General features: G+C 67.1%; 13 protein-coding genes. 5 read left to right on the top strand and 8 right to left on the bottom strand.

All coding sequences use genetic code 11. The features are described 5' to 3' along the window. Positions 1-690: 690 nt before the first annotated feature. The 7 genes from ACWESM_RS22765 to ACWESM_RS22795 all read right to left on the bottom strand — a co-directional run bounded on the left by ACWESM_RS22765 (position 691) and on the right by ACWESM_RS22795 (position 4,793). Complete coding sequence (locus ACWESM_RS22765) at positions 691-891, bottom strand: DUF6186 family protein (RefSeq protein ID WP_355072472.1); 201 nt, start codon at positions 889-891, stop codon at positions 691-693. After that, a complete protein-coding gene (locus ACWESM_RS22770) occupies positions 888-1,301 on the bottom strand; it encodes a hypothetical protein (RefSeq protein WP_355072470.1) in 414 nt (137 codons plus the stop codon). Before ACWESM_RS22770 ends, ACWESM_RS22765 begins: the two co-directional genes overlap by 4 nt. A 120-nt stretch (positions 1,302-1,421) precedes the next feature. Further along, a complete protein-coding gene (locus tag ACWESM_RS22775) occupies positions 1,422-2,027 on the bottom strand; it encodes a TetR/AcrR family transcriptional regulator (RefSeq protein ID WP_452493573.1) in 606 nt (201 codons plus the stop codon). Next, positions 2,014-2,880: an alpha/beta fold hydrolase gene (locus ACWESM_RS22780; RefSeq protein WP_355072466.1), complete on the bottom strand. Its 867-nt coding sequence runs from the start codon at positions 2,878-2,880 to the stop codon at positions 2,014-2,016. The genes ACWESM_RS22775 and ACWESM_RS22780 overlap by 14 nt, the downstream gene beginning before the upstream one ends. 80 nt (positions 2,881-2,960) lie before the next feature. Further along, positions 2,961-3,224, bottom strand: a complete 264-nt coding sequence (locus tag ACWESM_RS22785; RefSeq protein ID WP_356966349.1) for a hypothetical protein — start codon at positions 3,222-3,224, stop codon at positions 2,961-2,963. Between the two features lie 161 nt (positions 3,225-3,385). Beyond that, positions 3,386-3,790 carry a hypothetical protein gene (locus tag ACWESM_RS22790; protein WP_355072462.1) on the bottom strand — a complete coding sequence of 135 codons (405 nt, stop codon included), beginning with the start codon at positions 3,788-3,790 and terminating at the stop codon, positions 3,386-3,388. A 226-nt stretch (positions 3,791-4,016) separates the two neighbouring features. Continuing rightward, the gene (locus ACWESM_RS22795) at positions 4,017-4,793 is read right to left on the bottom strand and encodes an MSMEG_1198 family transcriptional regulator (RefSeq protein ID WP_397073175.1); all 777 of its coding nucleotides are present in this window, start codon (positions 4,791-4,793) and stop codon (positions 4,017-4,019) included. 638 nt (positions 4,794-5,431) lie between these two features. On the opposite strand from ACWESM_RS22795, the gene ACWESM_RS22800 reads away from it, so the two are divergent. The 5 genes from ACWESM_RS22800 (at position 5,432) to ACWESM_RS22820 (ending at position 10,786) form a co-directional block, all read left to right on the top strand. Further along, positions 5,432-6,949: an Hsp70 family protein gene (locus ACWESM_RS22800; RefSeq protein ID WP_397277361.1), complete on the top strand. Its 1,518-nt coding sequence runs from the start codon at positions 5,432-5,434 to the stop codon at positions 6,947-6,949. A gap of 3 nt (positions 6,950-6,952) precedes the next feature. Continuing rightward, positions 6,953-8,047, top strand: a complete 1,095-nt coding sequence (locus ACWESM_RS22805) for a tetratricopeptide repeat protein (protein WP_356966357.1) — start codon at positions 6,953-6,955, stop codon at positions 8,045-8,047. Then, positions 8,044-8,550 (top strand): nucleotide exchange factor GrpE, encoded by a 507-nt coding sequence (locus ACWESM_RS22810; RefSeq protein ID WP_364438809.1) that lies wholly within the window; start codon positions 8,044-8,046, stop codon positions 8,548-8,550. Before ACWESM_RS22805 ends, ACWESM_RS22810 begins: the two co-directional genes overlap by 4 nt. After that, positions 8,550-9,008, top strand: coding sequence for a hypothetical protein (locus ACWESM_RS22815; protein WP_355072453.1), 459 nt, complete (start codon positions 8,550-8,552; stop codon positions 9,006-9,008). The genes ACWESM_RS22810 and ACWESM_RS22815 overlap by 1 nt, the downstream gene beginning before the upstream one ends. Before the next feature lie 350 nt (positions 9,009-9,358). Beyond that, entirely contained in the window at positions 9,359-10,786 is a 1,428-nt protein-coding gene (locus ACWESM_RS22820; protein ID WP_452493576.1) for an amidase, read from the top strand. Positions 10,787-10,939: 153 nt separating this feature from the next. On the opposite strand, the gene ACWESM_RS22825 is transcribed toward ACWESM_RS22820, so the two are convergent. Then, positions 10,940-12,505, bottom strand: coding sequence for a serine hydrolase domain-containing protein (locus ACWESM_RS22825; protein WP_452493578.1), 1,566 nt, complete (start codon positions 12,503-12,505; stop codon positions 10,940-10,942). Positions 12,506-12,606: the final 101 nt, after the last annotated feature.

The following is a 12,606-nucleotide window of genomic DNA, read 5'->3' on the forward strand; positions in this document are numbered from 1 at the left end:
GCGTGTTCGCGGCCCTCTTATGGCTCGCGTGTGCGCGACCGCCGCTTGCTCCTTCGTCGCGTACGCGGCGGCCGCGCACACGCGAGCCGAGCCGCGAACGGCGCATGCTCGGTCTCGCTTCGCTCGAAAGAGGTGGTCGGGGTGCGCTGGACGCGTCGTATCGAAGCTCACTACCGCGTGCACCCGGGTTGTAACGGCTGGCTGTCGGCTCGGCCCGAATGCGCCCGCTTGGCCGTTCGTCGCGTACGCGGCGGCCGCGCACACGCGAGCCGAGCCGCGAACGAAACAGGCTCGGACTCGCTTCGCTCGAAAGACGTGGTCGGGGTGCGCTGGACGCGTCGTATCGAAGCTCGCTACCGCGTGCACGCGGGTTGTAACGGCTGGCTGTCGGCTCGGCCCGAATGCGCCCGCTTGGCCGTTCGTCGCGTACGCGGCGGCCGCGCACACGCGAGCCGGGCCGCGAAACGGCGGCGCGGAGAAGCGGGCGCCGGTGTCGGTTTGACAACGCATCAACCCGGTGTGTTCGCCGCCTGCATCGCTCGTGCGGCGGCCGCTTGCTCCTCCGTCGCTTCGAGGCGGTCACTCTTGGGCGCGCCGAGTCGCGGCGGCGCAATAGGCGCTGACTTCACCCGGCATCGCGACTGGGCCCGCTGTGGTCACGCGTGAACGATTCGGCGCATGGACCGGCCGTCACCGGGCCAGGAAGTGCCAGCCGAGCCATGCCCACACGAGTACTGCGGCGATTCTCGTCGCCCGGGTGCCGGTCAGATAGGCGATCGTCTCTCCCAGCGTTGCGATCAGGTCCCGGCGCAGGCGCGTGATCACTACTGCGGCGAGCGCGGCCGTCAGGAGCAGGGCGAATCCGAGGAGGACGGTGGTTCGATCGCTCATCCGGAGACCAGCCACCATCCGGCTGCGAGCCACAACAGCCATCCGGCGAATCGCAGCGGCCATTGTTCGAGCGCCGGGTCCAGCAGTGTGGACAGTGTCGGGTGTTCGTGGCTCGGCCGGTTCAGGGCGGGCTGCCGCAGAAGGGCGTAGACCTCCCATGCCGACGCCGCGACCAGCAGTGCCGACCACACGGCTGTGCCGCGCCTGAGCCGGGCAGTGGACGGGGGTCGCTCGATTCGTACGCGGAAGGCCAGCACCATCCCCGCGAGTGCCGCCACCGCCACCATCGCGGTTGCCTGCCAGCTGAACGGCCTGGTCGCGGCACCGCACGCCGCCAGCACTACCCACACCGCCAGCGGCGTCGCACGCCGTCGGAACCGATGCGCCGAGCGCGCTGGTTGCTCTGTCACATGCGCAGGATAAGACCCCGGTTGCCCAGAACGGGGCAGGCGGTTACGACCTGCGCGCGGATTTCCGGCGAGGCGACATCGCTTCCCCGCGGACCCGCGGTGCCTCGCTATCGGCCGCGTTCACCCGTCGGCGCGCAGCAGCCCCGAGATCAGCAGCAGCACCGATTGCTGGGTCTGGGCGCGGGCGAGGTCGGGGTCTTCGGCGTGCGCGACGATCAGGGACGCCTCGCTGACCACGCTCACGACGAGCTGGGCCAGCACGGGAACGGGGGCGTCGGCGATCAACCCGGCGGCGCGGGCACGCTCGAGTTGCGCGGTGATCAGGCCTAGACCGTGGGCGGATTCGAATTCGCGCCAGGCCTGCCAGCCGAGCACGGCGGGGGCGTCGGTGAGGGCGATGCGCAGCATCGCCGGACGCTGGCAGATCTCGAGGAACAGCGCGAGACCCGCCGCCATCCCGGCCATCACATCGTCGGAATCTACTGCGGCGATGGCGTTTTCGATCTCCTCGGTGATCTCCGCCTCGATCTGCTTCAGCACCGCGAGGAACAGTCCGCGCTTGTCGCCGTAGTGGTGGTGCAGCGCGCCCCGGGTGACGCCGGCCTCGGTGACCAACTCCTCGGCGGAGGCGCCCGCGAAGCCGCGCTCGGTGAACAGGCGGCGTCCCGCCTGTTCGAGCGCGGCTCTGGTCGCTCGGGAGCGGTCTTCCTGGCTACGGCGTGGCATGCAGCCGAGTGAACTCCAGAATCGATTCGGCGAGCAACTCGGGCTGATCTTCCGGCAGGAAGGTGTAGGAGTCGTCGATGAGCTTCAGCGTCGCGTCCGGCAGGTCGCGAGCCAGGCGTTCGGCGAACGACACGGGGAACAACCGATCCTCCCGCGCCCAGGCCAGCAGCACCGGAATGTCGACTTCGGCGAAGTGACGGGCGGCTTCCAGGGTGTATCGGCGATGCGCCGATTTCAGGAAGCGCCGCAGATCTTTCCGGATCGCGGCGGAGTCGCGGCTCGGCAGCAGGTAGGAGTCGACGATCTCCGGCGGGACCGGCCGTTTGGTGACCCAGCCGAAGGCCACCGGCAGCCGGTGTAGCGCGCGGATGCGCAGCAACTCGGTCAGCGGGCGCAGCGAGCCAGGAATCCTGGCCAGCAGCGGCAGCGTGGTGAACGGCTGCGGCAGGAAGCCCTCGTAGCTGTCCACCGAGGCGAGCACCACCCGGCCGACGCGGGAGCGGTCGCGGGTCAGCAACACCTGCGTGATCGCTCCGCCGGTGTCGTTGGCGACCAAGGTGACGTCGGTGAGGTCGAGGCGTTCGAGGAACGCGGCGATGAGATCGGCGACACCGGCCGGAGTCAGTTCCGCGTCCGGCACCGGGATCTCGTGCGAGCCGAGCGGCCAGTCCGGCGTCAGGCAGCGGTACCCGGCCGCCGCGACAGCGGGCACCACCTTGCGCCAGAGGTCCGCGTTGACGAGCAAGCCGTGCACGAAGACGACAGGGGCGCCCGCACCCGTCTCGTGGTAGCGGATACGGCCGCCGGGCAGGTCCACATCGTGGGTGCGGCCTAGTGCTGTGCTGGTTGCCATGAGTCCTCCCAGTGGTCTCGGTTCCCGACCACTGTTACATACATACCGTATGTATGTCTAGACCCGCAGTGCGCGGCGGATCAGCTGAACACCGCCTTGACCGCGTCCTTCGACGCCGTCACCGCGGTCGCCAGAGAGGCGACGCCCGCCACCGACTCCCCGACCGCGTAGAGCACCCCCGTGAGCACGATCCGATTCGGTCGCTCCTTCGCCGCCTCGGCCGCCGCCCGCCGAGTCGTCTCCTCGACCAACTGCCGTTCCGCCAGATCGATGTCACACCGGCTGATCCGGTCGAGCAGATCGCTCAGGGAAGACCGCAATTCCTCCACCGCCTCCGCTGCCACCGCGTCGTACCTTCGGCGTGAACGCACGCCACATCTGCGGCAGAACGCGTAGTCGTCCCGGTTGGAATGCTGGCACTCGGCGCATCGCACCTCGCCAGCCAAGCATTCGCCCGCCGCCGAGCCGATCACAATCCGGGTGCCGTACCAGGTCTGACCGGCTGTCACGGCACCCGGGTTCCATTCGGCTCGATATGGATACGTGCCAGCAAGACCTTGCCGATGGGAGGCGTCAAGACGGCACCCGGCAACAGCGTCTCGAGATCTACTCGGTACCGGCCCGACGACAATCCGCTGCCGCAGGCGATCAACCGCCCGGCCAGACCGGCCAAGGCTTCCGCGAGCGTGACCGCGGCGGCCAGTCCGTCGCGGTCCCTGTGGAGTGCGTTGCGCAGCAGAAGGCGCTCGGTTGCACGGATCCTGCGAGCAAGATATTGCGAGCTAGGACGGTACCGAGGCAAGCATCGGTGAAAAAGACTGTCGACCAAGCTATTACGCACCAGATGAGCTTTTCGGAGTGCCAGATCCCACATCGATGATCCCCCCGCGACCGTCTCTCCGAGGTCCATACTTGATTCCTGTTCCAGCACCGCCGACGCGACAGAGAACTCTCCACCCGGGGGACCATGAGAGGGGAACCGATTCATGCGACTTCTCGTCGTCGCACCGCTCGGAGACGTCATCGAGCCGACGCCGTCGACGTCGTTCCCTGCGGCGGATGCCGCCGTCGCGCCACCGAGCGGAACGGGCAGGGCGCTGATGCCGGACCGGGAGTGCCGAAAGCGGGCTGTGCCGTCAGGTGAATCGCGGACCGAGGACATCGGCGTGCCCATTTCGGCGGCACCAGCTGATGAGGTAGTGCGCGTGCTCACCGCACCAGCGAAATACCGCGCCCTGGGTCAACGGCGTGCCCTCCGGCAACTCCTTCCGAGCGAGGATGATCGGGCCGATATAAGTATTGGTCGCCTTGTTTGCGGTGTTGAGACCGACACGAGCGACCTGGGCGAGAGAGTTGTAGTCCCACGCCGACTTGGCCGCGATCGCACCCGCCAGCCGGCCCGCCGTCTCGCCACGCTGTTCGGTGAACAGCGCGCACAACGCGGGCGGCCCTTGCGGCGGCGGCGCGACCTGGTCGCTGCGGCCGGTCGCGGCGCGCTGAATGGCATCCAGCAGCGCGGGCACGCCGGAGGACTTGTCGTAGAACTCGGCGATTTCGTCCGCGCGCAGCCGCGCCTCGTCGAGATGATCGCTCTCCATGCTGTGCCCTTGAGCCGCGAGCAGGACCTCGCTCTGCCGTTTGGTTTCCCGGAGCAAGTCCAGAACATCCAAACCGTCGAACCGGTACTCCATTTCGGGTTTGTTCCAGATCAGATCCGAGATGACCACATCGAACCGGAAACGTCCCACGATTCGACCGCGCACCTCGTCGACGTCGGAGGCGACCGCGACGGTCGACGCCGGAAAGTACTGCGACAGCACAGGGGCGATGATTCCGCCCAACGGCGAGGCGACAAGCACTCGTAAGTTCGGTTCCATAGCGCGATCTTCATCGCTGCCGACACTCGTCGGCAAGACTCCAAATGTCTATCGAACCGGTAGGTTTCGTAATGCGTATCGCACAGCAAGATCTTGCTCGCCCGGCCGGTTGACGAGTGCCGCAGCCGGCGATCCGGCGCTCGAAGACTACCGATCGCCGACGTGTCGATGACCTCATCGCTTTTCGATTCCTCGGCGGACGACTCGGGTACTGCAAGATCTTGCTGAAAAACGAGTGTTCGAGCAATATTCCAGCGACACCCCTCGGAAGCGGCAAAAATCGGCCCACCGGCCGGAATACGGGTCGGAAATCACCGCGAAGTTCGCTGATCAATCACCCACGGCGACTTATATGCTTTCAATCCGGTGCGCCACCCGAGCCTGTCGCACCGTTCCCCCTACCGGAAGGACCAGCAATGGCCGAAGTGTGTCCACAGTGCAGCAAGAAGACCGGAATGGATATCGGCGAGAAGGATCGTCAGGGGTGGCAGAAATACCAGTGCCAGATGTGCAAATACGAATGGAAGGCACCGAATCCCTGATCGTTCTCGCCGACCGTCCGGCGCCCGTCGTGCGGCTTATCCGATGAGACCGCGGGGAAAATTGTTCCGATCTCGAATTTTCGCAGTATCAATTCGCGTGCATCGTCACCAGATGCATCGGGAGGGCAATCAGTGGCACACACCGTCGGTATCGATCTCGGTACCACGTATTCAGCGGTCGCCGTCGTCGGCGCGGGCGGGAAACCGGAGATCCTGGTCAACCGAGACGGCGAGCGGATCACGCCTTCGGTGGTCTTCTTCGACTCCGACAGCGTGCTCGTCGGCTCGATGGCCAAACGGTCCGCGGCGACCGCGCCGCTGGATGTCGTGCAGTTCGTCAAGCGGCAGATGGGCAATCCGGACTGGCGATTCGTCACCACCGATGATCGCGCCTATTCGGCCGAGGAAGTCTCGGCGCTGATTCTCAAACGGCTGAAAGACGACGCCGAATTGATCCTGGGGCAGGGGCAGGTCACCGACGCGGTGATCACGGTCCCGGCGTTCTTCGACGACGCGCGCCGCCGGGCGACCAGGGACGCGGGAACGATCGCCGGACTCAACGTGCTGCGCGTGGTGAACGAGCCGACCGCGGCCGGGTTGGCCTTCGGGCTCGACCTCGGCCGCAGCGGCACCGTCATGGTGTACGACCTGGGCGGCGGCACGTTCGACGTCACCGTGATGCGGATCCGCGACGGCGTGTTCGACGTGCTCGGCACCGATGGGCTGCACGAACTGGGCGGCTTCGAATGGGACAACCGGCTCATGCGACACCTCAACGAGGAGTACATGGCTCGAGGCGGCGGCGATCTCGACGACGCGTTCGAGACCCAAGCCGATCTGCGCGAGAAAGCAGAACTCGCCAAACGCACCCTGAGCTCCGCCGGATCCACGCGAGTCGTGCTCAGCCACAACGGCGTCACACACACGCTCACCGTCACGCGGGAAACGTTCGAGGACCTCACCAGCGACCTGCTGAACCAGTCGCGCGACCTGACCCATTCCCTCGTGGAGGAATTGGGCCTGAGCTTCGCCGACCTCGATCACGTCTTGCTCGTCGGCGGCTCCACGCGCATGCCCATGGTGGCGGCGATGCTGGAGGAACTGACCGGCAAGCCGCCGTTGCGGGCGGGCAACCCCGACGAACTCGTGGCGCTCGGCGCTGCGATCCGCGCCGAAGCGGAGACGTCCTCGAGCACGGCGCCGAAGCCGGTCATCCTCGACGTCACCTCGCAGGCGCTGGGCACGGTCGCCCTGAACGACAACCGGGAACCGAAGAACAACATCGTGATCCCCCGCAACACCAAGATCCCAGCCAAGGCGAGCAAAGTGTTCGGCACCGTCGCCGACGGCCAGACCGAACTGCGGATCTGCGTCACGCAGGGCGACGACGAGGATCTCGACTACGTCCGGTTCGTCACCGAAGGAAAGTGGCCCGACGGCGGGCAGCTCTTCGCCATTCCGCCCTATCCGGCGAATGCTCCGGTCCAGATCACATTCCACTACGACATAGACCAGACCATTCAGGTCGAGATCACGGACCTCACCGCGGACAAATCGCTCGGCACGTTCGAGGTCGACAACGTCGCCAACCTCAGCGAGGGCGAAATCCGCGTCGCACGCACGAAGAACGAAGACCTCGAGGTGAATTGAAGCATGACCACGACAACCGAAGAATTCGTCAACTACTACGAAATCCTCGGCCTCGCCGAGACCGCCGACCCGGATGCCATCAAGACGGCCATCCGCGAGCAGCGCAGAATGTGGAACAAGCGCGCGGGCCAGTCGGATCCCGTCAAACGCGCGCAGGCCGAAGCCCGGGTACGGCACCTCGGTCAGGCCGAGCGCGTGCTGCTCGACCCGAACCAGCGGCGGCAATTCGACCAGCAGGCCAGGCAGTATCGTCCGGCGAGTAATCAGCCCGCGCCCGTGGTGCAGGGCGGCCGGGACTGGCTGAGTCTCGCACGCGAGTATTTCGAGCGCGGCAACGCTCCGTCCGCGTACTACTGCGCCCGCGAGGCGATCTCGGTCAACGGTGCGAACCACGAAGCGTGGGCGGTGCGGGCGAACTCGTCGTTCGTCATGGGCAACTACAAGGACGCCGGCTTCGAATTCCGGGAGGCCATCAGCCTCAAGCCCGACAGCCCGGAATACCACTTCGACTACGCCGAAGCGTTTCTCGCCACCGGGGCGCTGAACGAAGCGCTCGGCGAATACGAGACGGCGCTGCGTCTCGCGCCCGGCGAGCCGCTGTACCGCACCGCCATCGCCAACGTCTACCTTCAGCAGCACAAGAACGACAAGGCGCTGGAACTGATGGAGGACGTGGTCCGGCACCATCCGAACGAGCAGATCTTCCAGTACTACCTCGCGCTCGCGCTGGAGCAGGTCAACCTGGGGATGTGGTCGGAGCTCCGCAGCGGGGCGTACTGCATCACCTCCGAAGCCCAGATCGCCGTCACGCACGAAATGTCCGGCCGCGCGTTGAAACTCCGGTTCGACGACGCGCCGCTGCGCGCCTCGCTGCAGGAGAACATCGAACTCGCCGAGCGGGCCGCCGTGGCCAAGTGGTTCCACAGCGGTGCGGGCGCGTGGGCGGTGGCCCTGGTGATCGGCCTGGCGCTGATTCCGGCGAAGGGCATCGGCCTGCTGATCGTCGCGGGCGTCATCGCCGGCTACACGCTGACCCACCGGATGCCGGTCTGGAAGCACAACTCGAAGCGATACGACATCGCCAAGCGCGGCATATGAATGCGGCTCCGGACGTGGGTGATCCGCTGACCGCGCTGGCCGGGGAGATCGCGCAATTGCGTGATCTCTTCCAGCGCAGGCTGCTGGAGGACAAGGCGAAGAATCGGGCGTTGGACGACCTGCACGAGCAGCTCGCACTCGCGCGCGGCGGGCTCGCCGAACAACTCCTGGCCCCGCTGTTTCGCGAGCTGCTCAGACTCGTCGATCGCGTGACGGCACTGAACGACGACGACGCCGTGCTCGGCAGCATCGTCGGCGAACTGCACGAACTGCTCGAACGTCGTGGCGTCCGGCGCGTGCCCGCCACGGCCGACTTCGATCCCGAGGTTCACGAAGCCGTCGCCGTCGCCGAGGCTTCCGGCAGATCACCGGGCACGGTGCTGCAGGTAGTCCGGCACGGATACCTCATGGGTGAACGCCTGCTGCGGCCGGAACAAGTCGTCGTCGCGGCGCGCTCCGCGCGATCGGAGTCCGCCGTTCCCCCCATCGAAAGGTTCGAATAATGCGCAAGACCCTCCGCGTAGCCGTTCTCGTCTCCGCTTCCACGGCGTTCCTCGCCCTCGGACTGCCGAGCGCATCGGCGTCCACCACCGTGAGCGGCACGATCGGCTGCATCAACAGCGCGTCGCCGGTAGGAGTCTGGGTTCAGGCCAAGACATCGAAATCGGGATGGGCGCGGACCAAGCTTCCGGTCCGGCTCGGCGGCCACTCCAAGGTCGACTACTCCTTCGAGCTCGACAAGGGCGGCGACTACCAGGTGCATGTCGGGTGCGGGGGAACGCCGCAGAAGTGGGCGAAATCCCTGAAGTCCAAGAATGTCTCGGGCACCAAGAACGACTTCCTTTGCAACGACATGGACCGGCTGTCGGTGGCGGCGTTCAACGCTCTGGTCGGCCGGATGTTCGGCCGGCCGGACCTCACCCAGGGCGTGCCCTACGGTGAGTGCAAGCACATTCCGTGACATGAGTACTCGGACCTTCTCGGCCAGAGCACAGGCCCGCTGCCGCCGATCTTCTCCGCGGCGGCACGCAGGCGCCGGACCGATTCCGCGTCCTCTGTGGTGGGTCATCTGGAAGACCCAGCCGAGCGAGTAGGTTCGATCGCACAGGTCGCCGTTCGGTGCGCGATCGAAACCGGGCGGGGTCGATAAGGACGGCGGCAACCGACACGACTGGATATGCCAGCTGTTCGATCGGTTCCCGACCGGGTACGCCTGGCGACTGCTGCCCGCCGAGCTCGTCCCCTGCGACAATCTGGACGATTGACCAATATGGCGCTACCGTCTGTAGATCACGACGAGACGGAGCTCACATGACGGTGTCCGATCCTGCCCACGTATCCGGCACGCGGGAACTGGGCCTGGCCGAACTGGCGGCCGCGATCGCGAGCGGCGCGATCACCTCGACCGCGGCGGTCGGCGGCGCACTGGACCGGATCGACGCGGCGCAGGGCACGCTCAATGCCTTCCGGATCGTGCGCCGCGAGCGGGCCCTGGCGGAGGCCGCCGACGCCGACCGGCGGCTGGCCGCGGGAGAACGACTGCCGCTGCTGGGCGTGCCCGTCGCGGTGAAGGACGACACTGATGTCGCGGGCGAGCCGACCGCGTTCGGCTGCGGCGGCGACTTCGCACCGAAGACCGAGGACGCGGAATCGGTCCGGCGCCTGCGTGCCGCGGGCGCGGTGATCGTCGGCAAGACGAACACCTGTGAACTCGGACAGTGGCCCTTCACGAGTGCCGCATGGTTCGGGCACACCCGCAATCCGTGGGACCGCGGCAGGACGCCGGGTGGGTCCTCCGGCGGAGCTTCGGCTGCCGTCGCCGCCGGATTGGTCCCCGCCGCTCTGGGTTCCGACGGCGCGGGCTCGATCCGCATCCCTGCGGCCTGGACGAACCTGGTCGGCATCAAACCGCAGCGCGGACGAATCTCCACCTGGCCGGAAGCCGAAGCGTTCTACGGGCTCACCGTGAACGGTCCGCTGGCGCGTACCGTCGCCGACGCGGCGCTACTGCTGGATGCGGCGGCCGGTCCGCACCAAAAAGATCTGCACACCCCGGAGCCGATCACCGCGTCGGACGCCGTCGGCCGGGATCCGGGAAAGCTGCGAATCGCCCTGTCGCTGCGTATCCCCTTCACCGCGACCAGGACCGCGCTGGATCCCGAGGTCGAGCGATCGGTGCGCCGCACCGCCGACACACTGGGCGCGCTCGGACACACCGTGACCGTGGCGGACCTGCACTACGGCATCCTGATCGGCGCTTCCTTCCTCCCGCGTTCGCTCGCCGGGGTCCGGCGGGTGTACGACCGCATGCCCGGTCTGGAAGTCGATCCGCGCACCACCGCCAACGCCCGAATCGGACGCGCGCTCGACGGCCCCGCCCTCTACGCGGCACGGCAGCTGGAACCGCTGCTGCACAAGCGAATCGGCCACTTCTTCCGCGACTACGACGTGGTCCTCGCCCCGACCACCGCCACCCCACCGCCCCGCGCCGAGGAAATCGACGGCATCGGCGTCAACGCCACCAACAACCTCATCACCGCGGCCTGCCCCTACACCTGGCCATGGAACGTCCTCGGCTGGCCCAGCATCAACGTCCCCGCAGGCTTCACCGACACCGGCCTCCCCGTAGGCGCCCAACTGATGGGCACAGCAAACTCCGAACCCCTCCTGATCTCCTTGGCCGCCCAACTCGAATCCGAACTCCAGTGGCACCGCCACCGCCCCGCCCCGTGGTGGTGACCCGAACCATCGACAACTCGGCGTCCGTGTCCGGGCGTTTCGGCATGCGCAGCGGGCCACGTCGAACTCGTCGAGTTCGACGTGTGCCCGATTCGCATTCCACCTGATGCACACACCGAGGGTGTCCACCCGCCAGGCGTACACAAAAGAAGTTCAGTCCGTCGGCTGCGCCGGATCGGCCTGGCCGCCGCAGAACACCTCGTCGACGAGCCTCTGGGTCGCCTGCTGGAACGGCACGGCCAGGGACATGGCGGCGTCGTCCGCGTAGTTCAGGGTGCCGGTCAGGGTCTTCTTGCCGTCGGGTGTGCTGTACATCAGCGCCGCGTGACCCGCTGCGCCGCCGTTGTGGGTGACGACCGTGCCGCCCAGGCCGGTGTCCTGCACGAATACACCGAGGCCGTAGCCCATGTTCGGGATGCCTGTCGGGTGCGGTGCGCACATCTCGGCCAGCAACTCGGCAGGCAGCAGCTTGCCGCTCATCAGCGCGGAAATGAAAGTTCGCAGGTCCTGGGTGGTCGAGATCATGTCACCGCCGCTGGAGATCCAGGAGGGGTTGTGGCTGGTGACGTCGACCGTCTTCTCCTGCCCTGCGTCCTCGTATCGGTAGTAGGCGTGGGCGTGCGGCTCCGGGAGCTCGGTCTGGGTGGTCGGGGCCACGGTGCCCGACAGCCCGAGCGGCCCGAAGATCAGCCGCTGCATCTCCTGAGCGACCGGGCGGCCGGTGACCTTCTCGATCAGCAACCTGGCCAGCACGTAGTTGGTGTTGGAATAACTCCAGCCCGTGCCTGGTTCGAACCGCGCGGGCTTGGACAGCGCCAGCCGCACCAGCTCTTCGGGCTGGTAGGTCTCGAATCGGTTGTCCACCCACTCTTTGCCCGCGGTGGTGGCGGGGATTCCCGGCACGACGGTCCCGTCTTCGTAGTACTCGCCGGTGAAGTTGAACACCCCGCTGGTGTGCTGCAACAGCATCCGCACCGTGATCCGCGAATCGAGTTCGAACTCGGGCAGGTAGTGGGCCGCCGGGTCGTCCAATCCGATCTTGCCCTCGGCCACCAGTTGCAGGACCAGAGTCGCGGTGAAAGTCTTTGTATTGCTGCCGATCCGGACGTGCCCGTCGGTCGGCGGCTTCGCGGTCTCGCCCAGCCTGCTCACCCCGGCGCTGCCGACCCACTCGCCCCGCTCGTCGTGCACGCGCAGCGTGATTCCGGCGAAACCAGAAGCGACGATCTCATCGAGGGCCTTCTGGAGTTGCGGGCGATCCGGCCCGGCGGCAACCGTTCCGTTGTCGGCACCGGCCACCCCGGCGGCATCGAGCGCCGCGATGATCTTGCGGGCCATCTCGGCCGTGGCCGGGCCGGGCTCGCCGTGGTGCGGCTGGGCTGCTGCGTCGACGGCGATGCGGACGGTGCCGCGGAAGTTGTCGGCCTCGGCCGGATCGTGCCGCTCGAGCAGGTGCACGGCCGAGGTCAGGGCAGGCAGTACCTGGTCGGCGAGTTCGGCGACGGTCTTGCCCTTCAACTGGATGTCCTTGGACTTCGCGGCGAGCACGTGCCCGACCAGGCCGGTCGCCGACGTCAGGGCGATGGAGCCGTTCGTCGCGGCCACGTGCGGCGTGCCGGTGGCGGCCATCAGCGACAACGCGCCGTACGCGGCGGTCCGCAGCGTGCTCTTGTCCTGGTCGGAGAGGGTGGTGGAAGTCGCGATCGCTGTGCTGTTCATGTGACTACTGTCGCGAGCCCGGCTGATACCGAGCTGACGCCGTTCTGACACGACCACTGACACGGCACTCGCCTCGAGTACAGCCGACACATCGGTGGATC

The sequence above is a fragment of the Nocardia sp. NPDC003999 genome, assembly GCF_053604885.1.

Bases quoted from the DNA above. Each gene is read 5' to 3' on its own strand.
- ACWESM_RS22765 (WP_355072472.1), bottom strand. From the start codon at position 891: ATGAGCGATCGAACCACCGTCCTCCTCGGATTCGCCCTGCTCCTGACG.
- ACWESM_RS22775 (WP_452493573.1), bottom strand. From the start codon at position 2,027: ATGCCACGCCGTAGCCAGGAAGACCGCTCCCGAGCGACCAGAGCCGCG.
- ACWESM_RS22780 (WP_355072466.1), bottom strand. From the start codon at position 2,880: ATGGCAACCAGCACAGCACTAGGCCGCACCCACGATGTGGACCTGCCC.
- ACWESM_RS22790 (WP_355072462.1), bottom strand. From the start codon at position 3,790: ATGGACCTCGGAGAGACGGTCGCGGGGGGATCATCGATGTGGGATCTG.
- ACWESM_RS22805 (WP_356966357.1), top strand. From the start codon at position 6,953: ATGACCACGACAACCGAAGAATTCGTCAACTACTACGAAATCCTCGGC.
- ACWESM_RS22810 (WP_364438809.1), top strand. From the start codon at position 8,044: ATGAATGCGGCTCCGGACGTGGGTGATCCGCTGACCGCGCTGGCCGGG.
- ACWESM_RS22815 (WP_355072453.1), top strand. From the start codon at position 8,550: ATGCGCAAGACCCTCCGCGTAGCCGTTCTCGTCTCCGCTTCCACGGCG.
- ACWESM_RS22820 (WP_452493576.1), top strand. From the start codon at position 9,359: ATGACGGTGTCCGATCCTGCCCACGTATCCGGCACGCGGGAACTGGGC.
- ACWESM_RS22825 (WP_452493578.1), bottom strand. From the start codon at position 12,505: ATGAACAGCACAGCGATCGCGACTTCCACCACCCTCTCCGACCAGGAC.